The sequence below is a fragment of the Amycolatopsis sp. H20-H5 genome (assembly GCF_035828755.1).
In the GTDB taxonomy this organism is placed as follows: Bacteria; Actinomycetota; Actinomycetes; order Mycobacteriales; family Pseudonocardiaceae; genus Amycolatopsis.
On record NZ_JAYMZS010000087.1, the window covers coordinates 1 to 26487 of the forward strand.

At 70.6% G+C, this 26487-nt stretch carries 24 protein-coding genes and 1 pseudogene; 8 read left to right on the forward strand and 17 right to left on the reverse strand.

Annotated elements, in window-relative coordinates; genetic code table 11:
* The coding region (locus QMK34_RS34065; protein WP_326418797.1) for an aminotransferase-like domain-containing protein at positions 1-1123 on the forward strand (1123 nt) is incomplete at its 5' end.
* Here the strand turns inward: QMK34_RS34065 and QMK34_RS34070 are convergent.
* Positions 1116-1832, reverse strand: coding sequence for an alpha/beta fold hydrolase (locus tag QMK34_RS34070; RefSeq protein ID WP_326418798.1), 717 nt, complete (start codon positions 1830-1832; stop codon positions 1116-1118). The two genes, QMK34_RS34065 and QMK34_RS34070, sit on opposite strands and share 8 nt — an antisense overlap.
* 48 nt (positions 1833-1880) lie before the next feature.
* On the opposite strand from QMK34_RS34070, the gene QMK34_RS34075 reads away from it, so the two are divergent.
* Complete coding sequence (locus QMK34_RS34075) at positions 1881-3158, forward strand: cytochrome P450 (RefSeq protein WP_326418799.1); 1278 nt, start codon at positions 1881-1883, stop codon at positions 3156-3158.
* A 9-nt stretch (positions 3159-3167) separates the two neighbouring features.
* Entirely contained in the window at positions 3168-5183 is a 2016-nt protein-coding gene (locus tag QMK34_RS34080) for a S9 family peptidase (protein ID WP_326418801.1), read from the forward strand.
* Between the two features lie 6 nt (positions 5184-5189).
* Here the strand turns inward: QMK34_RS34080 and QMK34_RS34085 are convergent, their stop codons facing one another.
* The 3 genes and pseudogenes from QMK34_RS34085 to QMK34_RS34095 all read right to left on the reverse strand — a co-directional run bounded on the left by QMK34_RS34085 (position 5190) and on the right by QMK34_RS34095 (position 8536).
* Complete coding sequence (locus tag QMK34_RS34085) at positions 5190-5897, reverse strand: glycosyl hydrolase family 95 catalytic domain-containing protein (RefSeq protein WP_442785274.1); 708 nt, start codon at positions 5895-5897, stop codon at positions 5190-5192.
* Between the two features lie 79 nt (positions 5898-5976).
* Positions 5977-7593: pseudogene (locus QMK34_RS48030) on the reverse strand (glycosyl hydrolase family 95 catalytic domain-containing protein); the annotation flags it as partial.
* Between the two features lie 166 nt (positions 7594-7759).
* A complete protein-coding gene (locus QMK34_RS34095) occupies positions 7760-8536 on the reverse strand; it encodes an ion transporter (protein ID WP_326418833.1) in 777 nt (258 codons plus the stop codon).
* A 285-nt stretch (positions 8537-8821) separates the two neighbouring features.
* On the opposite strand from QMK34_RS34095, the gene QMK34_RS34100 reads away from it, so the two are divergent.
* On the forward strand, positions 8822-10420 hold the full coding sequence (locus tag QMK34_RS34100) for a hypothetical protein (protein ID WP_326418803.1): 1599 nt from the start codon (positions 8822-8824) through the stop codon (positions 10418-10420).
* A gap of 29 nt (positions 10421-10449) precedes the next feature.
* The gene (locus QMK34_RS34105) at positions 10450-11013 is read left to right on the forward strand and encodes a TIGR03086 family metal-binding protein (RefSeq protein ID WP_326418804.1); all 564 of its coding nucleotides are present in this window, start codon (positions 10450-10452) and stop codon (positions 11011-11013) included.
* A gap of 18 nt (positions 11014-11031) precedes the next feature.
* On the opposite strand, the gene rlmN is transcribed toward QMK34_RS34105, so the two are convergent.
* Positions 11032-12156, reverse strand: coding sequence for a 23S rRNA (adenine(2503)-C(2))-methyltransferase RlmN (rlmN, locus tag QMK34_RS34110; protein ID WP_326418805.1), 1125 nt, complete (start codon positions 12154-12156; stop codon positions 11032-11034).
* A gap of 128 nt (positions 12157-12284) precedes the next feature.
* On the opposite strand from rlmN, the gene QMK34_RS34115 reads away from it, so the two are divergent.
* Positions 12285-12932 (forward strand): PadR family transcriptional regulator, encoded by a 648-nt coding sequence (locus QMK34_RS34115; protein ID WP_326418806.1) that lies wholly within the window; start codon positions 12285-12287, stop codon positions 12930-12932.
* On the opposite strand, the gene QMK34_RS34120 is transcribed toward QMK34_RS34115, so the two are convergent.
* Complete coding sequence (locus QMK34_RS34120) at positions 12893-13723, reverse strand: class I SAM-dependent methyltransferase (protein ID WP_326418807.1); 831 nt, start codon at positions 13721-13723, stop codon at positions 12893-12895. The genes QMK34_RS34115 and QMK34_RS34120 overlap by 40 nt on opposite strands.
* A 127-nt stretch (positions 13724-13850) precedes the next feature.
* Here QMK34_RS34120 and QMK34_RS34125 point away from each other — a divergent pair, with 127 nt between their 5' ends.
* Positions 13851-14696 carry a VOC family protein gene (locus tag QMK34_RS34125; protein ID WP_326418808.1) on the forward strand — a complete coding sequence of 282 codons (846 nt, stop codon included), beginning with the start codon at positions 13851-13853 and terminating at the stop codon, positions 14694-14696.
* A 58-nt stretch (positions 14697-14754) separates the two neighbouring features.
* Here the strand turns inward: QMK34_RS34125 and QMK34_RS34130 are convergent, their stop codons facing one another.
* The 6 genes from QMK34_RS34130 to rpsB all read right to left on the reverse strand — a co-directional run bounded on the left by QMK34_RS34130 (position 14755) and on the right by rpsB (position 20336).
* Positions 14755-16077, reverse strand: coding sequence for an MFS transporter (locus tag QMK34_RS34130; protein ID WP_326418809.1), 1323 nt, complete (start codon positions 16075-16077; stop codon positions 14755-14757).
* 64 nt (positions 16078-16141) lie between these two features.
* Positions 16142-17038: a phosphatidate cytidylyltransferase gene (locus QMK34_RS34135; RefSeq protein WP_326418810.1), complete on the reverse strand. Its 897-nt coding sequence runs from the start codon at positions 17036-17038 to the stop codon at positions 16142-16144.
* Entirely contained in the window at positions 17038-17595 is a 558-nt protein-coding gene (gene frr, locus QMK34_RS34140; RefSeq protein ID WP_326418811.1) for a ribosome recycling factor, read from the reverse strand. Before frr ends, QMK34_RS34135 begins: the two co-directional genes overlap by 1 nt.
* A 51-nt stretch (positions 17596-17646) precedes the next feature.
* Positions 17647-18390: a UMP kinase gene (gene pyrH, locus QMK34_RS34145; RefSeq protein WP_326418812.1), complete on the reverse strand. Its 744-nt coding sequence runs from the start codon at positions 18388-18390 to the stop codon at positions 17647-17649.
* A 106-nt stretch (positions 18391-18496) separates the two neighbouring features.
* The gene (gene tsf, locus QMK34_RS34150; RefSeq protein ID WP_326418813.1) at positions 18497-19312 is read right to left on the reverse strand and encodes a translation elongation factor Ts; all 816 of its coding nucleotides are present in this window, start codon (positions 19310-19312) and stop codon (positions 18497-18499) included.
* Between the two features lie 94 nt (positions 19313-19406).
* Positions 19407-20336 (reverse strand): 30S ribosomal protein S2, encoded by a 930-nt coding sequence (rpsB, locus tag QMK34_RS34155; RefSeq protein WP_326418814.1) that lies wholly within the window; start codon positions 20334-20336, stop codon positions 19407-19409.
* A 382-nt stretch (positions 20337-20718) separates the two neighbouring features.
* On the opposite strand from rpsB, the gene QMK34_RS34160 reads away from it, so the two are divergent.
* Positions 20719-21291, forward strand: a complete 573-nt coding sequence (locus tag QMK34_RS34160; RefSeq protein WP_326418815.1) for a M23 family metallopeptidase — start codon at positions 20719-20721, stop codon at positions 21289-21291.
* Here the strand turns inward: QMK34_RS34160 and QMK34_RS34165 are convergent.
* The 5 genes from QMK34_RS34165 to QMK34_RS34185 all read right to left on the reverse strand — a co-directional run bounded on the left by QMK34_RS34165 (position 21288) and on the right by QMK34_RS34185 (position 26455).
* Positions 21288-22148 carry a FliA/WhiG family RNA polymerase sigma factor gene (locus QMK34_RS34165; RefSeq protein WP_442785272.1) on the reverse strand — a complete coding sequence of 287 codons (861 nt, stop codon included), beginning with the start codon at positions 22146-22148 and terminating at the stop codon, positions 21288-21290. The genes QMK34_RS34160 and QMK34_RS34165 overlap by 4 nt on opposite strands.
* 106 nt (positions 22149-22254) lie before the next feature.
* Positions 22255-23277, reverse strand: coding sequence for a tyrosine recombinase XerC (locus QMK34_RS34170; protein ID WP_326418817.1), 1023 nt, complete (start codon positions 23275-23277; stop codon positions 22255-22257).
* 32 nt (positions 23278-23309) lie between these two features.
* Positions 23310-24551 (reverse strand): DNA-processing protein DprA, encoded by a 1242-nt coding sequence (dprA, locus tag QMK34_RS34175; protein WP_326418818.1) that lies wholly within the window; start codon positions 24549-24551, stop codon positions 23310-23312.
* Positions 24548-26059, reverse strand: coding sequence for a YifB family Mg chelatase-like AAA ATPase (locus tag QMK34_RS34180; RefSeq protein WP_326418819.1), 1512 nt, complete (start codon positions 26057-26059; stop codon positions 24548-24550). The genes dprA and QMK34_RS34180 overlap by 4 nt, the downstream gene beginning before the upstream one ends.
* A complete protein-coding gene (locus QMK34_RS34185; RefSeq protein ID WP_326418820.1) occupies positions 26060-26455 on the reverse strand; it encodes a YraN family protein in 396 nt (131 codons plus the stop codon).
* Positions 26456-26487: the final 32 nt, after the last annotated feature.

Genomic DNA, 26487 nt, shown 5'->3' on the forward strand with positions numbered 1-26487 from the left:
GTTCGCGGGTGGGCCCGAGGCGGACGTCTTCGACGCGCTGCGGGCGATTCCCGCCCGGATCGACCTGACGTCCGGGGTGCCCGATCTCGCGGCGTTCCCGCGGGCGGCGTGGCTGCGCGCGGAACGCGCGGTGCTCGGCGAAGCCGGACCTGCCGACTTCGGCTACGGGGACCCTCGCGGCACCCCGGCGTTGCGGCTCGCCGTCGCCCGCTGGATCGGCCGCAACCGCGGGATCCGGGCCGATCCGGACGAGGTGGTGATCGTCGCCGGGGTCGCCCAGGCGCTGGGATTGCTCGCGCAAGTGGTGCGCCTGCAAGGAATCACCGAGCTCGCGGTGGAGGACCCCGGCTCGCTCGGCACGCGGCAGCACCTGCGGCACTGGGGGCTCGAAACGCCGCCGATCCCGGTCGACGCCGAGGGTCTGCGGGTCGGCGACCTGCGCGCCGACGGGGCCCGCGCGGTCCTACTGACCCCGGCGCACCAGTTCCCGACCGGGGTGGTGCTCGACGGCGAACGACGTCGCGAGCTGATGCGGTGGGCCGGGGACGGCGGCCTGATCGTCGAAGACGACTACGACGCCGAACACCGCTACGACCGGTCCCCGGTGCCCGCGCTGCGATCCATGCTCGCCGAGCAGGTCTGCTACCTCGGGAGCGTCTCCAAGCTCCTCGCCCCCGCACTGAGGATCGGCTGGGCTCTCGTGCCGTCGAGGTACCGGGAAGACCTGGTGACGGCCAAGCGGTTCGCGGACCTCGGCAACTCCGCGCTGCCGCAGCTGGTGCTGGCGCGGCTGATGGAATCCGGCGAGCTGGAACGTCAGTTGCGCTTCGTCCGCCGTCGTCACCGGCGCCGCCGCGACGCGATGATCGACGCGATCGCCACCGAGCTGCCCGGCGCTGTCGTGCACGGCGCGGCGGCGGGCCTGCACCTGATGATCACCTTCGACGCCGGGTTCGCCGACACCGATCTCGCCGCCGCCGCGCTGGAGCAGGGCGTGAAGGTGCAGCCGCTGTCCTGGTACCGGCAACGGCCGGGCCCGCCGGGACTCGTGCTGGGTTACGCCGCGAGCACCCCCTCAGACATCGTCGAAGCCGTCGCGATCCTGGGCCGGTTGGTCAGCTGAAGCGGGACAACAGCATGAGCAGCGCGGCCGGGTCTTGGACGTGGGCGTTGTGGCCGAGTCCGGGGAGGATGGCGGGCTCGGCTCCCAGCGCCCGGAGTTGGCCGGCGTGGCACATCGGGTCGTGCTCACCGGCGGCGAGCACGACCGGGCACCGGGCGGCGCCCAGCAGTCCACGCATGTCCGGCGCGCCGACGGCGAACGCCGCCGGGTCCAGCGCGAGCTGCCACCCGTCGTCGGTTTCGACCAGGCCCTCCGGATCGGCCGCGGTCAGGCCGGTGAGTCCGGAGACCTTGAGGTACGCCCGCTCGGCGTCCTCCCGCGAGCCGAACACCTTGGCGGGCCGGGTGGCCATGGCCGCCGCCTTCGCCAGGTCGTCCTCGCTCCACTCGACCTTGACGCCGACCGCGAGCACCCCGGCGACCTCGACCCCGAACCAGCCGGTGGCCAGCGCCAGCGCGACCACCCCGCCCAGTGAATGTCCCACCACGACCAGCGGACCGGTCTCGGGGAGCGCGTCGGCGACAGCCGCGGCCAGCCCGCCGAACGAGTAGCGCGGCAGCCTGGGCGAACCGCCGTGACCGGGCAGGTCGGGTGCCAGCCAGCGCCCCTCGAGCCGCTCGGTGACGCCGTCCCAGACCAGGCCGGTCGCGCCGAGGCCGTGCAGGAACAGCACGGGCCGCCCGCCGGTGTCTGTCTTGAGAATGTCCACCGGACGGATCTTTCCCCAGCCGGGGGGCCTGCGGCTAGGGTCGGCCGGGTGGCTGTCAGCGCGCTCGTCGATCCGGAAACCTACGTCACCGGTGTCCCCCACGAGCTGCTCGGCGAGCTGCGCCGGGAATCGCCGGTCGTGCGTGTGGACGGGGCGTGGATGGTCCTGCGGCACGCCGACGTCCGGCACGTGCTGCGCAACCCGCGGCTGTTCTCCTCGCAACTCGGCGGCACGCAGCTGCGGGACCCGGCGACGGAGGAGGACCTGCGGTACGTGCGCCGGATGATGCTCAACATGGACGCGCCGGACCATCCCCGCCTGCGCGGCCTGCTGACCAGGGCGTTCACCCCGCGGGCGGTCGGCGAGCTGACCGACCGGATCCGGGGCTGGGCCCAGCACCTGGTGGCTGCCGTCGCCGGGCGTGGCGAGTGCGACTTCGCCGCCGAGATCGCCGCCGACCTGCCGCTGCTCACCCTGGCCGAGGTGTTCGGCGTGCCAGAGCAGGACCGGCGGCTGCTCTACGACTGGAGCAACCGGGTGATCGGTTACCAGGACCCCGACTACGCGGCCAGCGCGACGGCCCGCGCCGAGGACGTCACGGAGCTCGCCCGCGGCGCGCTGGCCGTCCGCCCGGTTCCCGGCCCCGGCGGGGAGCTGCCCGATCCGCGCAGCCGCTCCGGCATGCCGGACCTCTACGCCTACGCCCACGCGCTCGGCGAGCACAAACGCCGCCATCCCGGCGAAGACGTGATGAGCAACCTCATGCGGCACGTCGACGACGAGGGCGGGCGGGTGTCGATCGAGGAGTTCGAGAACCTGTTCTGGCTGTTCTCCGTGGCAGGCAACGAAACCCTGCGCAACGGGCTGCCAGGCGGGCTGCTCGCGTTGCTGAGCGACCGGCGGCAGTACCGCAGGCTGCTCGCCGACCGGTCGCTGCTGCCCGGCGCGGTCGACGAGATGCTGCGCTGGTGGACGCCGGTGATGCACTTCCGCCGCACCGCGGCCGAGGACACTCGTCTGTCCGATGTGGACATCCGGGCCGGGGACAAGGTGGTGGTCTGGTTCTCGTCGGCGAACCGGGACGGGACGGTGTTCGCCGAGCCGGACCGGTTCGACCCCGCCCGCACCCCCAACGAGCACCTGAGTTTCGGCCACGGCCCGCATTTCTGCCTCGGCGCGCAGCTGGCCAAGGTGCAGATGCGCGCGTTGTTCGAAGCCGTGCTCGACCAGCTGGGCGAGGTGGAGCTCGCGGGCGAGCCGGTGCGGCTGCGGTCGAACTTCCAGAACGGGGTGAAGAGCCTGCCGATCCGGTGGCGGCCGGTGTAAGAAGGCAGGGTGATCATCGAAACCGGCCCGTTCGCCGACCTGGACACCTACGTCGCGCTGCCCCGGGTGGGCGGGCTGCGGCTGTCACCCGACGGGCGGCGGCTCGTCGTCGAGGTCGCGACGCTCGACCGCACGAAGTCCCGACACACCACGGCATTGTGGGAAGTCGACCCCGACGGCCACCGTCCGGCCCGCAGGCTGACCCGCGACGCCCGCGGCGAGTCGGGCGCCGGTTTCACCCCGGCGGGCGACCTGCTGTTCGTCTCGAAACGCCCCGACGCCGAGGGCAGGGCCGTGCCCGCACTGTGGTTGCAGCCGTCCGGCGGCGGCGACGCCCGGGTGGTGGCGGCCCCGCCGGGCGGCGTGCACAGCGTCGTCGTCAGCGCGACCGGGACGGTCGTGGCCGGGACGGAGATGATGCCGTCGGCCACCGACGGGTTCAGCGACGGCGAAGTCCGCGCGACGCGGAAGGACGCGGGCGTCACCGCGATCCTGCACGAGGAGTACCCCATCCGGTTCTGGGACCACGACCTCGGGCCGGACCGGACCCGGCTGCTGGTGGCCGAGCTGCCCGGCGGGCAGGAGCGGCTCGACCTGCGGGACCTGACCGGCCACGTCGGCCGCGCCCTGGGTGAGGAGTGCACCTGGGACCTGAGCGCCGACGGCCGCACCGTGGTCACCGGGTGGGCGGTGCCGGAGCCCGGCGGGTCCCAGCGCTACACCCTGGTGGCGATCGACGTCGCCACCGGCGAACGCCGGACGCTGGCCGACGACCCTGACCACGAGTACACCGCGCCGCGGCTCTCGCCCGACGGGACGCGCGTCGCGGTCGTCGTGCAGCAGCGGATCACCCCGCAGGACCCGGGCCTGCGCTGGCTGGCCGTCGTCGACCTGGCCGACGGCACGATCCGGGACCTGACCCGGAACTGGGATCGGCGGCCGCAAGACCCCCGCTGGACACCCGACGGCGCCGCGCTGGTCGTCTCCGCGGACGACCACGGCCGCTCGCCGTTGTGGCGCGTCGACACCTTGATCGGACGGCCCACGCGACTGACCACCGACGACGGCGCCTACACCGACGCCCGGATCTCGCCCGACGGACGCTGGGTCTACGCCCTGCGCGCGGCCATCGACGGCCCGCCCGCCCCTGTCCGCGTCGCGCTGGACGGCCCGTCGCCGGTGGAGCCGCTGCGCGGCCCCGCAGAACCGCTGGAAATCCCGGGAAGGCTGGAAGAGGTCACCACCACGGCGGCGGACGGGACCCCGGTGCGCGGGTGGCTCTCGTTGCCGCACAACGCTTCCGCCGAGACACCCGCCCCCTTGGTGGTGCTGATCCACGGCGGCCCGGTCGGGTCGGCGAACACCTGGTCCTGGCGCTGGAGTCCCTGGCTGCTGGTGTCGCAGGGATACGCCGTCCTGCAGGCCGACTTCGCCCTGTCCACCGGCTACGGCATCGACTTCATCCGGCGCGGCTGGGGCGAATGGGGCGCGGCGCCCTACACCGACCTGATGTCGATCACCGACACCGCGGAGGAACGCCCCGACATCGACGCCGGGCGCACCGCCGCGATCGGCGGCTCCTACGGCGGCTACCTGGCGAACTGGATCGCCGGGCACACCGGCCGGTTCTCGGCGATCGTGACCCACGCGTCCATCTGGGCGCTCGAACAGTCGATCGCGACCGGCGACTACGCACACGCCTGGAGCCGTGAGATGACGCCGGAACAGGCCGACGCCTTCTCACCGCACCACTTCGCCGACGCGATCACCACCCCGATGCTGATCACCCACGGCGACAACGACTACAACGTGCCGATCGGCGAGGCCCTGCGGCTGTGGTGGGACCTCTCGTCCCGGTCGAAGGCGGAAAACGGGACGAGCGAGCACAAGTTCCTCCACTTCCCGGACGAAAACCACTTCATCCGGTCACCGAACCACGCGAAGGTGCTGCACTCGACCGTCCGCGCCTTCCTCGACCACCACCTGCGGGGTGCCCAGTGGCGGCGACCGGACCTGCTCGGCTGAGGCGGCCTACCGCGGGCAGACCGTGACCGACTTGCCCGCCGCCACCTTGACATGTCGGCTCCACGAACCGGACTTCACCGTCGTCGAGGTGCCGCCCACACTGTGGACGGTCACCGAGGTGACCTTGCCGCGGGCCCAAACGAGGTCGACGGTGAAGCCGCCCCGCGCGCCGATGCCGCTCGCGCTGCCCGACTTCGACCACGCGCCGGGCAGCGCGGGCAGCAGTTCGATCACCCCGGGCCGGGAGTAGACGAGCATCTCGATCATCGCCGCCGGGGTGCCGTAGTTGGCGTCGATCTGGAACGTGGCGCGGTCGCCGAGGTTGTACATGTCGAACATGGTGATCGCGGCGCCATTGTCCGCGTTCACCGACGGCGTCAGCACGGTGAGGACGAGCTGGTATGCCTTGTCCGCGTCCTTCAGCCTGGCCCAGCAGAGCGCGCGCCAGGCGCAGGCCCAGCCGAAACTCTTCATCCCCCGCGAGGTGAGCAGCTCGCGCACCCCGCCGATCAGCGCGGCCGGGCTGGTGTCGGTGGTGATCCGGTCGCCGGGGAAGAACCCGGCCAGCGGGGACAGGTGCCGGTGGGTGGTCTCGCCGAGGTCGGCGTCGGTCATCCACTCCTGGAGCCTGCCCGTGGTCGGACTGACGACCGGCAGGTACAGCCTGTCCTGCAGCCCGGAAATCGTTCTGGCGTAACCGGAATCGACGCGCAGAGCCGCGGCGGCGGCACGGTAGTTTTTCGAACAGCTGCCAGACCAGCTCCTGCGCGTAGGTGATGCCCTTGGCGTTCGTGGGCCCCTGCTCCGGCGACCAGTCGCTGTCGTCGATCAGCACCTCACGCGCGACGCCGGTGGCCGGGTCGGTCACCGTGGTGGTGATCAGGCGCGACTCCCAGAACTCGCAGGCGCCCTTGAGCATCGGGTAGATCTTGCGCAGGTAGGCGGCGTCCGGGACGTACTCGTAGTGCTCGAACAGCGAGTTGCACAGCCAGGCGTTGCCCGCCGGGTGCCACCACCAGCCCATGCCGCCGTGGATGTTGGTGGAGATCGCCGTGGTCCAGCCCGCGATCTTGCCGCTGCTGTTGCGGAAGCCGTTGCGGGAGTCGTTGAACAGCGCCTGTGTCTGCGTCGTCCACGACGAGAGCTGCGAAAGGCAGTAGTCGGCGAGCGCGCCGAAACAGCTGGGAAGCCCGGCGCGGTCAGGCAGCCAGTAGTTCATCTGGACGTTGATGTCGGTGTGGTAGTCCGCCATCCAGTCCGGGTTGTCGCGGTCCAGCCACAGGCCCTGCAGGTTCGTCGGCAGGCTGCCGCGCGAACCGGTGATCGTCAGGTACCGGCCGAACTGCAGGTAGCTCGCCTCGAGCTCGGGGTCGGGCGCGGCGCCCGTCACCGCGCGGGCGGTCAGCCGGGACGCGGTGTCCAGCCCCCGCTGTGCCTTGGTGGAAGCACCGAGGTCGACGGTCATCCGGCGGTACAACGCCTGGTAGTCGGCCACATGGGTGCCCAGCAGCGCGGCGCCGCCCGCGGCTGTCGCCTGCCGGGCCTTGGCGCGGGCCAGTGCCATCGGGTCGGTGTGGGGATCGCGGAAACCGGACGCCGCCACGGGGGCGTAGTCGGTGCCGCCGGAGAGCACGATCAGCACCTCGGAGCAGCCGGTGAACGTCACTTCCGCGCCGCTGACCGAGACCTGGCCGGTGCGGCTGGAGGCCGTCAGCACCGCGCCGTAGCGGAGACCGTTGGCCAGCTTTCCGCCGAACGAAGCCATCTTCGTCCCGGCGTCGGCAGCGGTGGTCTCGCCGTGCGTGCCGTCCAGCCGGACGCTTCCGGTGAACGTGCCGCCGCCGGACTGGCTCAGCCGCACGGCCATCACGTCGTCCGGGTGGCTGACGTAGACCTCGCGCCGGTAGGTCGCCCCGGCCAGCGTGTAGCTCGCGGAGACGAGGCCGTTGCCGAGGTCCAGCTGCCGCCGGTAGTCCTTCACCGCGGCCGCGGTGTGCGCCGGGATCTTGACGTACGCCTTCGCCAGCAGCGACAACGTGCCGAATTCGGTGTAGTCGTAAGGGAAGTTGCCGTCGGACTGCAGCGCCGCGTTCAGCCCGCCGGTCCACAGCGTGGCGTCGGTCAGGTACAGCACGTCCAGCGCGGGATCGCCGGTGACCAGCGCGCCGAGACGGCCGTTGCCGACCGGCAGGCCCTGTTCGATGATCCGGGCCTCGGTCGCGGGCGTCGGGTACCAGAGCACGTTCGAGCCCGAACCGGGCACGAAGGACGCGTCGTCCGGGCGGGCGGGCTCGGCGTTGGCGGTGAAGGCGGGCAACCCGCCGAGTGCGAAGAACGCCCCCAGCGAGCCACCGGCCTTGAAGAGGTCTCGGCGGGAAGGCCGGTACTGGTCATCGGGCAGAAGCGTCATCGTGTCGCCCTCGCGTCTCGGGAAAACAGCGTTGTCATCCGATGACTGCGCTCGACTGACCCACAAAATTGACCCACAAATCGGCCGCAGTGCCGTGTCATTGCGGTGCCGAGTGTGGAATACATCCGACTTTTGCGCAAGAGTCAGAAGTCGGACGCGGAGGCTGTCAGGAGTCGCGCCGCCCGCGGTGCAGCTGGTCGAACTCGCGGGCCGCCGACGCCTGGGTGCGCACCACGAGCTGCCGTTCCTGCTCCACCGAGTCCTCGTCGTTGAGGCCGAGTTCCACCGCGCGCCGGATCTGTTCCCGGTTGTCACGCACGACCGACGCGAAGAAGTCGTCGATCCGCGGGTCGGCGAGGACCTCGAGGATGACGCGGAACGAGGTGTCGACCACCGCGTGCACGATCTCGCCGTGGAAGGGGACGCGCTTGAGCTTGCCGAGCTGGGGGTCCTCGGTCAGCTTTTCGGTGATGATGGCCCGCAGCTCCATCTTGTTCTCGCTGAGCGACTTGGCGAGGTTCTCCGGGTAGTTGCCGGTTTCCAGCACCTTCACGACCTCGTCGAGCACCGCCACGGTGACCGGCTTTTTGATCGCGTTCACGATGGGCTCGGACAGCTTGTCCACCAGCCGGTAGGTGAACTGCTCCCCCACGGCGCGGTCCGCCGCGCGGCCGATGCGGACCAGCAGCAGCACCACGACGACGAAGTGGTGCGCGGCCATCGACGGGTGGGTCACCGGGATCATCGCGAACAGCTCGTACCAGTTGCGGACCAGGAACCGCACGTCCCACTTGCGCTTACGCCAGCGCCACAGGAACTCGGCGAGGAACCCCGCGCACACGCCGCAGTCGACGTAGAACAGCACGATGCCCACCCGGTACGGCGGCGGGCTGAGCAGCACGAACCCGAGCAGCCCCACCGAGATCACGGCGAGAAGGAACATCACCCAGTCGTCGAGGTGGACGTTGCCGGGGAGGATCCCGCTGTTGAGGCTGTTGAGTTCCGACTCCGTCTTGCCGTCGCGTGCGGCAGCCGACCTGCCGGTCTCCCGGGTCGTGGCCATGTTCGCATCTCCAGACTTCGCGCCTCGTGAACCGGCGGACGCCCGATCATGGCACGGGTCCGGCGGCACCCCCGGACCTCGCCACGCGCCATGCCCGGATTGCGTGCTTCGGGCCGTCGGGGCCGTAGCGGCAGGGCCGTGAACGCGGTCCTCTAGAATTCGGCGATGTCAGTAAGCCAGCCGGCGGCTCCAGACCTCGGCACACCGGAACCGGACGAGCACCCCGTAGCCGGGCGGCCCGCCACCGAGCCCGAGCGCGTCCGCCGGGTGACGGTCGGTGACTGGTGGCTCCCGGCCGCGGCCGCCGTGCTCGCGGTAGCCCTGTTCCTGCTCGTCAAGAACAGCCTGACCGACGACGGCTACATCACCCTCGACTACGCCAAGAACCTTGCCGTACATGGTAAGTGGGGCATGGTCGACGGCTCGACGGCCAACTCGGCGACGTCGCCGCTGAACGTCCTGCTCCTCGGCTTCCTCACCCTGCTGACCAGGGTGGTGGGCTCTCCGCACCCGGTGATCGCGCTGGGTGTGCTGAACGTGGTGGCGAGCGCGACCATCGGCTGGGGCTGGACGCGCCTGATGCGGGCGTTCAACCTGCCCGCAGCGGCCGCCGTCGTGGGTCTCGTGCTGGTACTGGTCAACCCGTTCGTGCTGTCCGCGACGGGGCTCGAGGTGCTGCTGATCCCGGCCGTGCTGATGCTGCTCACAGTGTTCGCCGTCGAAGGCCGCCCGGCGCTGTTCGGCGTGGCCGTGGGCCTGACCGTGATCACCCGGCTCGACCTGATCGTCTTCGTGGTGCTGATCGCGCTGAGCGCCGCCCCGATCCGTCGCAAGCTGCTCCGCGTTGTGGCGTTCGCGATCCTGGTCGCGGGCCCGTGGTACCTGTTCAGCTGGTTCGCGCTCGGCTCGTTCGTGCCCGACACGCTGGTCATCAAGCAGGCGCAGGGTGGCCTGTTCGGTCAATGGGACTACTTCAGCGGTCCGATGATGTACTACACGGGCCGGTCGCTGGTGGTGCTGGTGACCTTCGCCCCCGCGATCATCGGCGTCGCGGCCCTGCTCGGCTGGCTCGCGACGCGCTTCACCGCCCGGGGGCGCGAGTTCCCGCCGGTGGGCCCGCTCGTCGCGCTGGGCCTCGGCGGAGTGGCCTACTACGTCATCTACTCGTACCTGGGCGTCGGTCCTTATCACTGGTACTACGTGACGCCGATGGTGTCGGCGGGCATGTTCGTCGTGGCGCTGTTCGGGGTTTGGCTGGCCCAGTCCCGCAAAAGGCAGCCCCGCGCGAAGGCGAGCGCACCGGCGCTGGCCGTCGGCCTGGTGGGCGTGATCGCGCTGTCCAACGTCGCGGTCGACATCAAGCAGGGCGTCCCGTGGCCGTCCCCGGTGATCTTCGGGAACTGGGCGAGCGCACAGGAATACGCGCGGGTCGCGAAGCAGATCGGCCAGCGGCTGAACGGCGCGTCGGTGGCGAGCCCCGGCGAGATCGGCACCCTGGCGTACTACTGCGACTGCACGATCCTCGACGAGTTCTCCGATCGCGGTCAGGTGACCTCACTGGTCCAGAAGCAGATCGACGAAGCCGGGACGGTCATGAAGCTGGCGTACCGGGTGAACTACCACTGGTTCGACCGCGGCCTCCGGCCCCGCAAGACCGACTACCGCCTGCTCTACGACCGCGGCCCGGCGAAGGGGCCCGACTCGTGGCAGGTGTACTCCGCGGCCAAGGGGATCGGCCACTTCACGCTCGTCCGCCAGAACTGAACCGGCAGTCCTCTCTGGGGAGACAGTCCATGATGTCATCGACCGCCGAAGGCCTCTCCCGCGCGCTGGGAGCGGTCGGACACCTGGTCTCCGGGGTCCGGGACGACCAGTGGGCCGCCCCGACCCCGTGCACGGAGTGGACGGTGTGGGACCTGACCAACCACCTGGTCGTCGTGAACCTGACGATCGCCGCGCTCATCGACGGCCGGACCCCGCCCGAACGCACCGCCGACCTGGTGGGCGACGACCCGGCGGGTGCGTATCGCAACTCCGCGGCGGCGCTGCGGACGGTGTGCGAGCAGCCCGGCGCACTGGACCGGACCATCGAGGGCCCACTGGGCACGGCGAAGGTCGCGGAGCGGCTGACCCTGCGCATCGCGGACCTGCTGGTCCACGCCTGGGACCTGGCCCAGGCCACCGGCCTCCCCCTCGACCTGCCGGAAGATCTGGTCGAGAAGGCATTGTCGTTCGGCCAGAGCCCGGAGTTCGCAGCGGCCCGAGCCGACCGGTTCGCCGCCGCCCTCGCTGTCGCCGACGACGCCCCCGCCATCGACCGGCTCATCGCCTTGACCGGCCGGATGAACCGAAGTTAATCGGTCCGCTGCGGGGCATCAGCCTTCTTCGGCGGCGAGCTGCCCACAGGCAGCCGCGATCTCCTGACCACGCGTGTCGCGAACCGTGCACGCCACCCCACCGGCGTTCACCAGCCGCACGAACTCCCGCTCCACCGGCTTCGGCGACGCATCCCACTTCGAACCCGGCGTCGGGTTCAACGGAATCACGTTCACATGCACCAACTGACCCAAGTGCTTACGCAGCACCTTCGCCAGCAACTCCGCACGCCACGGCTGATCATTGATGTCCCGGATCAACGCGTACTCGATCGACACCCGCCGACCTGACGTATCGGCGTAGTACCGGGCAGCCGACAGGACCTCGTCCACCGACCAGCGCTCGTTCACCGGCACCAACGTGTCCCGCAGCTCGTCGTCCGGCGTGTGCAGCGACACCGCCAAGCGAACCTGCATCTTCTCGTCCGCCAGCTTCCGGATCGCCGGGGCAAGCCCCACCGTCGACACCGTCACCGAACGCTGCGAAATCCCCAAACCATCCGGCGCGGGCTCCGTGATCCGCCGGACCGCGGCCACCACCCGCTTGTAGTTCGCCAGCGGCTCACCCATGCCCATGAAGACGATGTTGGACAGGCGGCCGGGGCTCGGGATGCCGTCGGGGCCCGCCATCAGGCCGTCGCGCATCACCGCGGCGGCCGAGCGGACCTGGTCGACGATCTCCGCCGTGGACAGGTTGCGGTCGAGGCCGCCCTGGCCTGTCGCGCAGAACGGGCAGGCCATGCCGCAGCCGGCCTGGCTGGAGATGCACAGGGTCGCGCGGTCGGGGTAGCGCATCAGGACGCTCTCGACCAGCGTGCCGTCGTGCGCGCGCCAGAGCGTCTTGCGGGTGCTGCCGTCGTCGCAGGCCATGGCCCGGACCTCGGTCAGCAGCGGCGGCATCAGCTCGTCGACGAGCCGCTGGCGCGACGCGGCGGGGATGTCGGTCATCGCCTCCGGGTCGACGGTCAGCCGGGAGAAGTAGTGGTTGGACAGCTGCTTCGCGCGGAACGGCTTTTCGCCGAGCTCGACGACGGCAGCGGCCCGGTCGGCGGACGACAGGTCGGCGAGGTGGCGCGGCGGAAGGCCGCGCTTGGGTGCGTCGAAGACGAGAGGGAGGGCAGTCATAGCAGCTCAAGTGTCCCACGGATGCCCTCGAGAGCCACATCACGCCGGCGTTGTTGCCAAACGAGCGGTTCCGATATATCGTAAGCATGTCGGAAACAGTCGCAACACATCTTGAGAGGACTCAGACCATGAGACGACGACACCCCTTCCCCCCGCACGAGGCTCGACAGGCCTTCGGCCCCTGGGGCCGCGGCGGCGGATTCGGAGAATTTCCCCCCGGCTGGGGGCCCGGTGGTCCGGGACACGGCCGGGGACACGGTCCCGGCGGCAGGCGCGGTGGCGGCGGCCCGGGACGGCGAGGCAGGCGCGGCGACGTCCGCGCGGCGATCCTCGCCCTGCTGGCCGAGCAGCCGCGGCACGGCTACGAGATCATCCGCGAGATCGGTGAGCGCAGCGGTGGCTTCTGGAAGCCGAGCCCCGGCTCGATCTACCCGACGCTGCAGTTGCTGGCCGACGAAGGCCTGGTGACCAGCAAGGAGGAGACCGGCAAGCGCCTGTTCGAGCTCACCGAAGAAGGCCGGGCGGCCGCCGAAGCACAGGACGCCGTGCCGCCGTGGGAGCACATCGCCCACGACGTCGAGCCGACGGAGATCAACCTCCGCAAGGCGGGCGGGACCCTGATGGCCGCGATGGCGCAGATCTCCCAGGCCGGTTCGGCGAACCAGAAAGCACGGGCCGTCGAGGTGCTGAACGAGGCGCGACGCGCGCTCTACGGGATTCTCGGCGAAGCGGACGACTACTCGGACGAAGGCTCGGCCGAAGACGTAGCCGAGTGACCAGGCAGGACGAGGCCGGTGGGCCTGGCGCGCACATGCACGCGATAGCCCACCGGCAACGTCACCTCCGCGACCCCGGCGCGGAGCTCGATCTCGTTGCGGCGCAAGACATCCGCGATGGCCTTGGCCGCCACCTTCGCACTGAACTCGATCTTCAGCACTGACTCCATCGCGGCCACGCCGCTGAACAGCCAGCGGGTTTCGACCTTGCGGCAGCGAAAACCGGCGCGGGAAAAGAACCGCTCGACACCCGGCGGGTCGTAGGAGGGCAGGTCCTCCCGCATCCAGCCGCCGTAGGGCTCACTGGACACGTCGAGGTCCACGATCATCAGGACCCCTCCTGGCCGCAGCACCCGCTCCGCCTCCCGAAGGCCGGGCTCACAACCGGGCCCGAAGAAGTACGCGGTCCGGGCGTGGACGACGTCGACACTCGCGTCTTCGAGCGGGAGCCGCTGCGCGCGGCCCTCCCGCACCTCGACCGAGGGCAGGCCCGCCACCCGGGCCGCCGCGTCACGCACGAGCGGCGCGTAGGGCTCCACGCCGACGACCGAACGCGCCTTCTCCGCGAAGCGCGGCAGGTGAAAGCCGTCGCCGCAGCCGATGTCGGCCACGTCACGACCGGTCCAGTCGTACTCTTCGGCGAGCACCCGCCAGATCTCGCCGTCGACGTCCTGCGCGTGGTTTTCGATCTCGTACGCCTGCTGGTAGTACCAGATGTTCGGGCTCGGCAGGACCTCCGAGCGCCGGGCTGCGGCGCGCGAAAGGTCTGCGGTACGGGAAAACCAGCGCACGGGTGCTCCTACTTGGCCGCGCGTCTGCTGTTCCACGAGCAACGAGCGTTGCGATCGGCAATCTTCTTCGGCAAATCCTAACCCCCGGCGCTTAGGATGAACGCAGTTCCGCCAGGGAGGACCGCTCATGTCACTCGGCTCGCCGGCCGCACAACCCGTAGTCCCGCCGGGAATTCCTTGCTGGATCGAACTGTCCTGCCGCGACGAGGCGGCGGCGCAGCACTTCTACAACGGCCTGTTCGGCTGGGAGTTCACGCTCCAGCGCGACCCCGCGACGCCGACCGGCCGCTACTCGATCGCGAACCTGAACGGATCCGCCGTCGGGGGCCTCTACACCGCGGCCGCGAACACCGCCACCGAGTGGACGGTGCACATTTCCGTGCCCCACACGGCGAGCGCCGCCGAATGGGTCACGCACCTCGGCGGCCGGATCACGCTCGGCCCGATGGAGATCCCGGGCCGCGGCAGCATCGTGCACGCGATCGACGCCTGCGGCGCGCACGTGGTGTTCTGGGAGCCGTCGAGCAGCTGGGAGTTCGTCACCGGGGTGCCGAACACCTTCACCGGCGCCGACCTCAACACCCACGACGGGCCCGCCGCCGATCACTTCTACACCAAGATGTTCAACTACACGTGCCGTCAGCTCGGCAACAACGCCGCGATCGACTACGCGGAATGGCTCATCGAGCACGAGCCGGTGCTCTACCGGTACGTGATGGGCGGGGAATACCGGCCCGACACTCCCCCGCACTGGATGGTCTACTTCGAGGTCGACGCCGCCCGCGGGGCGGACGCGGCGGCAGGCCAGGCGCTGATGCTGGGCGGCACCGTGGTGCTCCAGCCCTACGACACGCCCTTCGGCCGGATGACGATCCTCGCCGACCCGGACGGGGCGGTGTTCGCGGTCATCGACCACTCCCGGGTCACCGAGGGCTGGGGCCGGGCCGAGGTCGACGACCCCTACGACGACTGACCAAAGCGATAGCAAAGGTCCCCCGCTATCCCTCCGGAGGGATAGCGGGGGACCTTTGCTATCGCCGCGCCACGGCCAGCGCGGCGATCAGCGCGTACCCGGTCGCGACCAGCCACAGGCCGGTGCCGGGCAGCAGCCCGCCGACCAGCGCGACGCCGACTGCGCCGCCCGTCTGCCGCGCGGCGTTGAGCACTCCGGCGGCCAGTCCCGCGCGGCCGGGCAAGGCGTTCATCGCCATCGACGTCATCGCGGGCATCGCGAGCGAGCAGCAGCCGAACACCACCGACGCCACGATCAGCGGGACGATCGCGCGCTCCCCCGGCAGCAGCGCGAGCCCGGCCGAGCCCGCGAGACCGGCCAGTGCGCCGGCGATGATCGGCGCCCGTGCGCCGAACCGCCCGGTCAGCCTGCCGCTGAAGAACGCGTTCAAACCCACCACCAACGTCAGCGGTACCAGCACCAAACCGGCCTCCAACGGCCTGAGCTCCCAGCTCCGCTGGAGGAACAGCGCGAGGCAGAACAGGGTGCCGTAGAGGCCGAAGTTGAACAGCCAGCCGATCACCGAGGCGACGGCGAAGGTCGGGTTCCGCAGCACCGCGAACGGCAGCACCGGCACCAGGACCCGTCGTTCGACGACCACGAACAGCAGCGTGGCGGCCAGACCGGCGCCGAACAGCGACAACGTAGGCGCGGCCGTCCAGCCCGCGTGTCCCGACTCGATGAACCCGGCGACCAGGCAGGCGAGCGCGCTGGTACCGAGCAGCTGACCGGCCCAGTCGATCCGGGTGCGGGCGAGCTTCGGGGTCTCGGTCACCGTGCGCCGGGTCAGCACGATCGCCAGCAGCCCGACCGGGACGTTGATCGCGAAGACGAGCCGCCAGTCCGCGAGCCCCACGGCGAGGCCGCCCAGCACCGGCCCGGCGGCGAGCCCGAGGCCGCTCATCCCGCCCCACACCCCCAGCGCCCGTGCCCGCGCGCCCGCGTCGGGGAACTGGTGGGCGATCAGCGCCAGCGACGACGGCAGCAGCGCGGCGGCCCCGGCGCCCTGCACCGCCCTGGCCGCGATCAGCCAGAATTCCGACGGCGCCGCCGCGCAAGCCGCCGAAGCCAGCACGAACAACGCGGTCCCGGTTTCGAACACCTTCCGCGCGCCCCAGCGGTCGCCCGCCGAACCCCAGGTCAGCAGGAAGGCCGCCAGGGTGATCGTGTAAGAGTCGACCACCCACTGCAGGGACGCGGTGCCCGGCACTGCGAAGTCGGCGCCGATCGCGGGCAGGGCGAGGTTCACGATCGTCGCGTCGAGCGTGATCATGAAGAAGCCGAGGCACACGGCGGCGAGGGCGAGTTTCGACGGCGCGCTGGTTCCGGGTTCGGCGATCATGCCTCCAGTCAACAACCGGGACAGGTCGGCCGCGGGCGAAGGATCGCGCGAAGGGTCCCGGAGATCAGGTGGGCAGGAAGGCCGAAAGCAGCAGCCACGACACGACCGCCGACGGCAGCAACGAGTCGAGCCGATCCATCAGGCCGCCGTGCCCTGGCAGCATGTTTCCCATGTCCTTGACGCCGAGGTCGCGCTTGATCAGCGACTCGACGAGGTCGCCCAGCGTCGCTGTCAACACGATCGCCACGCCGAACAGCGCACCCTGCCAGGCGTGCCCGTCCAGCAGCAAGGTCAGCGTCAACGTCCCGGCGAGGATCCCGGCGACCAGCGATCCGGCGAACCCCTCCCAGGTCTTCTTCGGGCTGATGCTCGGCGCCATCGGGTGCTTGCCGCCCAGCACCCCGGCGATGTACCCGCCGGTGTCCGAAGCGACGACGCCGATCATGAACGCGAGCACCCGTCCGGCGCCGTCCTCCGGTGTCACCAGCATCGCGGCGAAGGCACCGAACAGCGGCAGGTACGCGCTCGCGAACACCGAGCCGGTGATGTCGCGGAGGTAGCCGTCCGCGCCGCCGGGCAGCCGCCACACCAGGCACGCCAGCACCGTGAGCACGAAGGCCGTGAGCGCGCCCTGCTGGCCGTACGGCCAGGCGAGCCAGATCATGGCCTGGCCGCCGACGAGCACCGGGACCAGTGCGACCTTGACCCCGGCCGCGCGTTTGAGCACCCCGGCGAACTCGATCGTGCCGACCGCGATCGCGATCGCGATGATCCCGATGAACAGGTGGCGCACGGTGAGCAGGGACGCGACGACGGCGGCGCCGAGCAGCAGCCCGACCCCGATCGCGGCAGGCAGGTTACGACCCGCCTTCGACGCCTTCTTCTCCGGCTCCGGTTGTTCGGCCGGTTCCGGTTCCGGAGGCTCCATCCGGTTCTCGCGTTCCTCGCTCACCTGTGCCATCAGACCTCGAGCAGCTCGGCTTCCTTGTGCTTGACGAGCTCATCGACCTGGTGGACGTAGTTGTCGGTCAGGTGCTGCAGTTCCTTCTCGGCGCGCACGACCTCGTCCTCGCCTGCCTCGCCGTCCTTCTGGATGCGGTCCAGCTCTTCCTTGAACTTCCGGCGGACCCCGCGGATGGTGATGCGCGCGTCCTCGCCTTTGCTCTTGGCGATCTTCACCATCTCCTTGCGCCGCTCTTCGGTGAGCTGCGGGATGATGATGCGGATGACGTTGCCGTCGTTGCTCGGGTTGACCCCGAGGTCGGACTCGCGCAGCGCCTTCTCGATCGCGCCGAGCTGGGTGGCGTCGTACGGCTTGATGAGCGCCATCCGGGCTTCCGGGACGGTCACGCCCGCCAGCTGGTTGAGCGGGGTCATCGCGCCGTAGTACTCGACCACGATCCGCGAGAACATCGACGGGGTCGCCCGGCCGGTGCGTACCGAGGCCAGGTCGTCCTTGGCGACGGACACCGCTTTTTCCATCTTCTCCTCGGCGTCGAGGAGGGTCTCGTCGATCACGGCTACTCCCGGTGTTGGTGATGTTGTGCGGCTGTTTGAATCCCAGCAGGTCTAGACAGCCGCCCCTTCGGCGGGGGTGCTGACCAGTGTGCCGATCCTCTCACCACTGACCGCGCGGGCGATGTTCCCCTCGGTGAGCAGATTGAACACGATGATCGGCATGTTGTTGTCCATGCAGAGGCTGAACGCGGTGGCGTCGGCGACCTTCAGGTCCCGCTCGAGCACCTCGCGGTGGGTGATCTCGTGGAACATCTCGGCGGACGGGTCGGCCTTCGGGTCCGCGGTGTAGACCCCGTCGACGGCCTTCGCCATCAGGACGGCGTCGCAGCTGAGCTCGAGCGCGCGCTGCGCGGCGGCGGTGTCCGTGGAGAAGTACGGCATGCCGACCCCGGCGCCGAAGATGACCACGCGGCCCTTTTCGAGGTGCCGTTCGGCGCGGCGCGGGATGTACGGCTCGGCGACCTGGCCCATCGTGATCGCGGTCTGCACGCGGGTGGGCAGGCCCTCCTTCTCGAGGAAGTCCTGCAGCGCGAGGCAGTTCATCACGGTGCCGAGCATCGCCATGTAGTCGGCGCGGTCGCGGTCCATGCCCCGCTGGGACAGTTCCGCGCCACGGAAGTAGTTGCCGCCGCCGATGACCACCGCGATCTGCACGCCGGTGCGGGCGACCGCGGCGATCTGCGAAGCCACCGAGTGCACGACATCGGGATCGACCCCGATCGAGCCGCCGCCGAACATCTCCCCGCCCAGCTTCAGCAGTACCCGCCGATAGCCACCGTCGATTCGGTCACCCATTTAGCCCTCCGCCTCCTCAGACCCGTGTACAGCTGCGGACCCGGCTGTGCCCCGTCCCCGGAAAGCGGAGACGGGGCACAGTGGGTGTACTTCAGTAGCGCCTGGCTCAGGCCTGGCCGACCTCGAACCGGACGAACCGGGTAAGGGTCACGCCGGCCTCGTCGAGCAGGGCCTTGACGGTCTTCTTGTTGTCCTTGACCGACGCCTGCTCCAGAAGGACAGTGTCCTTGTAGTAGGCGGTGACCTTGCCCTCGATGATCTTGGACATGGCCTGCTCGGGCTTGCCCTCTTCGCGGGCGGTCTTCTCGGCGATGCTGCGCTCGTTCTCGACGATCTCGGCAGGCACCTCTTCACGCGTGAGGTACTTCGCCTTGAGCGCGGCGACCTGCATCGCGGCTGAGCGGGCAGCCTCGGCGTCGTCACCGGTGAACTCGACCAGCACGCCGACGGCCGGCGGGAGGTCGGCACCGCGACGGTGCAGGTAGGTGGCCGTGGTGCCCTCGAAGGACACGACGCGACGCAGTTCGAGCTTCTCGCCGATACGGGCGGCCAGTTCCTGGACGGCCTGGTCGACGGTGCCGCCATCGAGCGCGGCGGCCTTCAGCTTCTCGACGTCGCTGGTCTTCTCGGTCTTGGCGACCTCGACGACCTTGGCGGCGAGGGCGAGGAAGTCCGCGCTCTTGGCGACGAAGTCGGTCTCCGAGTCGAGCTCGATGAGCACGCCACCGTCACCGGCAACGAGGCCCTCGGCGGTGGCGCGCTCGGCGCGCTTGCCGACGTCCTTGGCACCCTTGATGCGGAGGAACTCAACGGCCTTGTCGAAGTCGCCGTCGTTCTCCTCCAGCGCCTTCTTGCAGTTCATCATGCCGGAGCCGGTCAGCTCGCGGAGGCGCTTCACGTCTGCGGCGGTGTAGTTCGCCATCGTGCGTTGTCCGTCCTTTTTCCGGTACGCGAAAATCTGTTGAGCGGGGAAGGACCCGGGTGGCCGGTGGGACCGGCCACCCGGGCTACGAGCTTCAGGAAGAGGCGGTGGCGTTCTCGGCCGGAACCTCGACCGGAGCCTCTTCGGCAACGGCCTCGGCCGCGGCCGGGGCGGCGTCCGACGCGGTCGCGTCGGAAACGGCGGCAGCCGCCTCCGTCGCGTCGGCGGCGGCGGTCTCGGAGCCGGAGACGAGCAGCTCCTTCTCCCACTCGGCCAGCGGCTCGTCCGTCGCGACGACGCCCGGCTCCGGCTTCTCGGCCGAGTTGCCGTTGCGGCTGGAGCGCTGCATCAGACCGGCGGCGGCGGCCTCGGCCACGACCTTGGTCAGCAGGGCGGCCGAACGGATCGCGTCGTCGTTACCCGGAATCGGGTAGTCGACCTCGTCCGGGTCGCAGTTGGTGTCGAGGATCGCGACGACCGGGATGTTGAGCTTGCGCGCCTCGCCGACGGCGATGTGCTCCTTCTTGGTGTCCACGATCCACACGGCGGAGGGAACCTTCGCCATGTCGCGGATACCGCCGAGGGTCTTCTCGAGCTTGTCCTTCTCACGGGTGAGCGTGAGGATTTCGCGCTTGGTGAGGCCGACGAAACCGCCGGTCTGCTCCTGCGACTCGAGCTCCTTCAGGCGCAGAAGGCGCTTGTGCACGGTCTGGAAGTTGGTGAGCATGCCACCGAGCCAGCGCTGGTTCACGTAGGGCATGCCCACGCGGAGCGCCTCGGCCGCGATGGCCTCCTGAGCCTGCTTCTTGGTGCCGACGAACATGATCGTGCCGCCGTGCGCGACGGTTTCCTTGATGAACTCGTACGCACGGTCGATGTAGGTCAGCGTCTGCTGCAGGTCGATGATGTAGATGCCATTGCGCTCGGTGAAGATGTAGCGCTTCATCTTCGGGTTCCACCGACGGGTCTGGTGCCCGAAGTGAACGCCGCTGTCGAGCAGCTGCTTCATGGTGACGACGGCCATTGCCGGAATCAACCTCTTCTGTCTCATGCGCGCCCGGGGTGACCGGAAACGCGCTTGCGGTTTTGTCGCGCTCGGCCGGGTGGCCGCTCGCCCTGGTGCAGGTGCCGGAATCCGGACCCTGGAGATGGAGCCACAGGGACCGCCGGACGCCGTGTCCCCGCCCGTCCGGGTCGCTCTCGGAGGAGGCCGGCCGTCAGGAACGCGCACGTGCACGCGAAGTCAGCCCGCTGACGCGGACCGCGCAAAAGAGTCTACTCCCCGTCGTCGTGGCCCTCCTCACCGGCAGCGACACCGGACATGGAGTTGTCCACACCGGCTCCGGTTGTCCACAGATTCGGCGGCCACGGCCCGTTCCCAGCGCCGGGCGGCGACGCTGGAACCCATGACCACAGTCCGGCTTTCCCGCCACCACCCGGCGCCACTTCGCCGCGTCCCGCGCCTCCGCTTTCTCGTGCTTGCGCTGGTCAGCGCCGGTTCCTTGGCGACGGCAGGCACCGCGTCGGCCGCTCTGCCACAGGACGCGCGGTTGTCCTGGCCGCTCTCACCGGTACCGGCCGTCACCCGGTACTTCGACGCGCCGGAAACGCCGTACGGCCCCGGGCACCGCGGTGTCGACCTCGCGGCCGCGCCTGGTCAGCAGGTGCTGGCCGCCGACCAGGGGATCGTGGTGTTCGCGGGATTGCTCGCGGGCCGCCCGGTGCTTTCGATCGACCACGAGGGCGGGCTGCGCACCACGTACGAGCCGGTGGTCCCGGCCGTCCACGCGGGCGACCAGGTGTACCGGGGGCAGGTGGTCGGCACGGTCTCGCCGGGGCATCCCGGCTGCACGGTGGCGGCTTGCCTGCACTGGGGCGTCCGGCGTGGCGACGAGTACCTCGACCCGCTCGCCCTGGTCATGGTCACGACGGCCGTCCGGCTGAAACCGTGGGACGGCCAGGAGCCGTGGACGAGCTAGGAACCGGGCTGCTCGACCAGCTTCGCGCGCAGCCGCATGACGGCCCTGGTGTGCAGCTGGCTGACCCGGGACTCGGTCACGCCAAGGACCTTGCCGATCTCGGCGAGGGTCAGGCTCTCGAAGTAGTAGAGGCTGACCACGACCTTGTCCCGCTCGGTCAGCTGCGCGATGGCCTGGGCGAGCTGGCGGCGGTTGTCCTGGTCGACCAGGACGGCCACCGGGTCCACCGCGTCGTCGTCGGGCAGCGTGTCCACGAGCGAGCCGCTGTCCTTGCCCGCGGCGACCAGGTCCTCCAGCGCGACGACGCTGGTGAGCTGGAGCTGTCCGTAGAACTCCCGGAGCTCGTCGGTGCTGATCTCGAGCTCCCTGGCAAGCTCGCTGTCGGTCGGCGTGCGGTGCAGCCGGGCACCGAGCCGTTCCAGCGCGCGCTCGGCCTCCCTGGCCTTCGCTCGCACGGCCCTGGGCACCCAGTCCTGTGAGCGGAGGTCATCAAGGATGGCGCCGCGGATCCGCTGCATGGCGTAGGTCTCGAACCGCAGGCCGCGGGCGGGCTCGAACTTCTCGATGGCGTCGACGAGGCCGAAGATGCCGGACTGGATCAGGTCGCCGACGTCGACATGGGTCGGCAGCCCGGTGCCGACCCGGCCGGCCACGTACTTGACCAGTGGCGCGTAGTGCAGGACCAGCCGTTCCCTGGCCACCTTGTCCGGTTCGTCGGCGAACTGCTTCCACAGCGCCTGGATCCCGGCGTCCACGTCGTAGCCGCCACGCGCTTCGGATGCGACGACGGCGCCGCCCGCGCCGCCGACGGGCGCGGCGGGCGCGGTGGCCTCGGTGACATGAGGCTCGGCGATCATCGGACCGCCGTTCTCAGGTTGCGACTCAGAGTGGTCTCCGTGCTCGTGCGGATGCGCGTGCGCCGGCGGAGCCGGCTGCGGGTGGTCCGCCGAGAAGCCTCCGGCATCATCGGGCCCGGGGGTGTGCTCGGTCATGGATCGCCTTCAACCGCTCGACGGTCACGTGAGTGTAGAGCTGCGTCGTGGCAAGCGTAGCGTGACCGAGTAGTTCCTGAACGCTCCGAAGATCAGCGCCCCCTTCCAGCAGATGCGTGGCCGCCGAATGCCGGAGCCCATGCGGCCCCATGTCCTGCGCCCCCGGCACCGCTCCGACGGCGTCGTGCACCACTCGCCTGGCCGCCCGCGGATCTAGCCGACGGCCACGAATCCCCAGGAAGAGAGCCGGTCCGACGCTGATCTCGGCCGCTGCGGCCACTGCGGGCCTGCCCTCGTCCAGCCACGTCCGGAGCACATCCTGAGCGGGGATCCCGAACGGCACGACCCGTTCCTTGCGGCCCTTGCCGAGCACGAGCACCACTCGCCGCGAAAAATCGACGTCGTCCACGTCGAGCCCGCAGAGCTCGGAAACCCGGATCCCGGTCGCGTAGAGCAGTTCGACCACGGCCTGATCACGCAGGGCCACCGGATCCCGCTCGGCGGCACCCGCCGCCGAAGCCCGCATCACCTCCCCGGCCTGGTCCGCCCGCAGGACTCCCGGGAGCTTGCGGTGCGCCCGCGGGGCGGCGAGCCTCCCGCCTGGATCCGACGCCATGGCCCCCTGGCGGTGCGCCCAGGCGGTGAAGGTCCGCGCGGAAGCCGCGCGACGGGCCAGCGTCGTCCGGCCTGAGCCGTCCGCACGCTGTCGGGCGAGCCAAGCGCGCAGGGCTCCGATATCGAGCTGGGCGAGCTCGCCCCGCTCCGGGTCCGAGGCCAGGAAACCCAGCAGGGACACCACATCCCCGAGATACGCGCGCACCGTGTGCACCGAGAGCCCGCGCTCCAGCCCGAGATGCCGCTCGTAGGCCTCGACCAGGTCCCTGGTCTCCTCCGGGAGCGAGGCGCGCAGGCGGAGCAGGTCCGGCCTGCGCGAGCCGCCGCGCGCCCCGGGGGGTTCGTCGTTCGCGCCTGGACGCGCACTCGGTGACGGCATGGTGATCACGCTGCGCGAAGGACAGCGGCTGGTCAAGCATCGCCACACCCGTCTCCCATGTCGGTGTTCGCGGCTTGGTTCCCGGCCAGGTTCCCGGCCTGGTTCACGGCGTGCTGCCGCGAACCGGTTTCCCGTCGCTTCGCCCGCACCCGGCGCCACCCCTCGTCGCCACGCTCGACGAAACCGTCGAGCTCCAGTTCCGGCAGCAACGATCGGACCCGTGCCAGGGAAACCCCGGCCTCCGAAGCCACCTGATCAGCGGTTTTCGCCGCCCGGACGGCAAGTGCTTCGTGAATCCGTAGCGCATCCGGGCCGAGACCGTCGGTGCGGCGACGCGCCTTCGCCGGTTCGACCCCACCCTCGCCAAGCCTTCCGGCGACCTCCAGCACCTCGTCCACGGAGGTCACCAGCGTGGCGTGGGACTCACGGATCAGCGCGTGACAGCCCATCGAGAGGGCGGAACCGACCGGGCCCGGCATCGCCATCACCATCTTGCCCAGCACCCCGGCCGTCCCGGCGGTGTTGCGCGCGCCGCTGCGCCTGCCCGCCTCCACCACGACCGTGCCCTCGGTCAACGCCGCGATGAGCCGGTTCCGGACGAGGAACCGGTGCCGCGCGGGCTGGGTGCCCGGCGGGTACTCGCTGAGCACCGCTCCGGCCTCGGCGATCCTGTTCAGCAGGCTCACGTGGCCCGCCGGGTACCCCACGTCGAGTCCGCAGCCCAGCACCGCCACGGTCACCCCGGTGGCCGCGAGCGCGCCACGGTGCGCGGCGCCGTCGATCCCGTAGGCCGCACCGGAGAACACCGAAACTCCTCGGGAAGCCAGGCCGTACCCGAATTCGGCGGCGTAGTGCTCGCCGTAGTCGGTGGCCGCCCTGGCGCCGACGATGGCGACCGCTCCCCCGGCCGCCTCGTCCAGCCGGACCGGGCCGCGCGCCCACAGCGCCACCGGCGGCGCGGCGCCGGAGACCCCTCGGCCCATCGCGACCGTCAACGACAGCAACGGCCAGGCGGGCCACTCGTCGTCCTCCGGGGTCACCAGCCGAGCCCCGGACGCGGCCGCCACGTCCAGATCACTCTCGGCGAGACAAAGGGCGCTGCGGGCCGCCGTCTCGTCACGGACCTTCGGCGGGCACTCTCCCTCGCGGACGAACGCGGCCGCGGCCACCGGGCCGTACTCGCCGATGAAGCCCACCAGCGCCGGGGCAGGCGGCTCGGCAACGCGGAGCAGATACGCCCTGGCCAGACGCTCTTCCGCGGTCGCCACGCTCATGCCGCTGTCCTTTCCCGGAAACCGAGCGCCGCGGCGACGTGGTCCGCCACCGGCCGCTGGCAGCCGTCGAGATCGGCCAGCGTCCAAGCGATCCGCAGGCAGCGATCCGCGCCTCGCGCGGTGAGCACACCCCTGTCGAGACTGCGGTCGAGCAGGTTCGTCACCCCGGGTGGCAGCGCGAACTCCTGCCTCAGCACCGGACCCGGTACCTCGGAGTTCGCCCGCCAGCCACGGCCCTCCCACCGCTGGACCGCCTTGGCCCTCGCCTCCAGCACCCTCGCCCGGACCTCGTCGGTGGACTCCGGCCGCCGCACCTCGTGCGCGCTGATCGCCGTCAGCGGCCGCAGCCGGACCCGCAGGTCCACCCTGTCCAGCAACGGACCGGAAAGCCTGGCCAGATAACGGCGGCGGGCGGTCGGGGAACAGGTGCAGTCGGTGTCCTTGACCGGCGCGCACGGGCAGGGGTTCGTGGCCAGGACGAGCTGGAACCGAGCGGGATACCGCACCGAACCACGCGTGCGCGAAAGACGCACCTCGCCCTCTTCGAGCGCCGTCCGCAGCGACTCCAGCCGTAGCGGGCCGAACTCCGCGGCTTCGTCGAGGAAGAGGATTCCGCGATGGGCCCGGCTGATCGCGCCCGGCGCCGCGATCCCGCTGCCGCCGCCGATCAGCGCGGCCACCGAGATCGAATGATGGGGCGCCACGAAGGGCGGCACAGTGACCAGCGGGGCGGACCGCGTCAGCGAGCCCTCGATCGAATGCACCGCCGTCACCTGCAAGGACTCCTCGCCGCTCAAGCGCGGCAACAGCCCGGGAAGTCTTTTGGCGAGCATCGTCTTCCCCACTCCGGGTGGGCCGGTGAGCAGCAGATGGTGCCCGCCGGCGGCGGCGACCTCCAGCGCCCAGCGCGCCTCGGGCTGGCCGACAACGTCGGCGAGGTCGGGGACCTCGGGCGGTTCGCCGGGGACCGGCGGCTCCGGCTCCTGCAAGGGCGCCTCGTCCTTCAGCCAGGCCACGACGTCGGTCAGCCGGGTCGCACCGGACACCTCGAGGCCTTCCACCAGCGCCGCCTCGAACAGCGACTCCGTGGGCACCACCGCGCGGGCGAAGCCCGCATCACGGGCGGCCAGTAGGCCGGGAAGCACTCCGCGGACCGTGCGGATCCGGCCGTCGAGAGCCAGTTCACCGAGCAGGACCGTGCCGACCAGCTTGGTCGCCGGGACGGACCCCGTCGCCGCGAGCACCGCGGCGGCTATCCCGAGGTCGTACCCGGACCCGACCTTCGGCAGGTTCGCCGGGGACAGGCCCAGCGTGACCTTGCCGTCCGGCCACTGCTGCCCCGAGTTCCGCACCGCCGAGCGGACCCTGTCCTTCGCCTCGCGGAGCCCGGCGTCGGGCAACCCGACGAGGGTGACCTTCGGCAGCCCGCCGCCGATGTCAGCCTCGATCTCGATCACCCGTCCGTCGATCCCGAGCAAGGCGACCGACCACGCCTTCGCAAGCGGCATCTAGAACGCCCCCTTGATGTGTTTGAGACTGGGGTTCTGCCCGCGCGGCGCGAGCACGGCCACGACGTCGTAACGGACCGGGCACCAGCCGACCTCGTGGTCACGCAGCCACTGCTGGGCCAGGCGGCGGATCCTTTCCCGTTTCTCCGGCGTGACCGCCTCGGCGGGCAGGCCGTACTCGACCCCGGAGCGGGTCTTGACCTCGCAAACCACCAGGGTGCGTCCGTCGGTCAGCACCAGGTCGAGCTCGCCGGCCCGGCTGCGCCAGTTCCGGCTGAGCACCACCAGCCCGGTGTTCTCCAGATGCCTGGCCGCCAACTCCTCGCCCCGCCGCCCCAGCTCTACGCGCCAGGCGGCGCGAGCGTCCCCAGCCGGGCGTTCGACCGTGCCCATCATCGTGTCCCCCTCGTTGTGACGCTTCGTGTGCG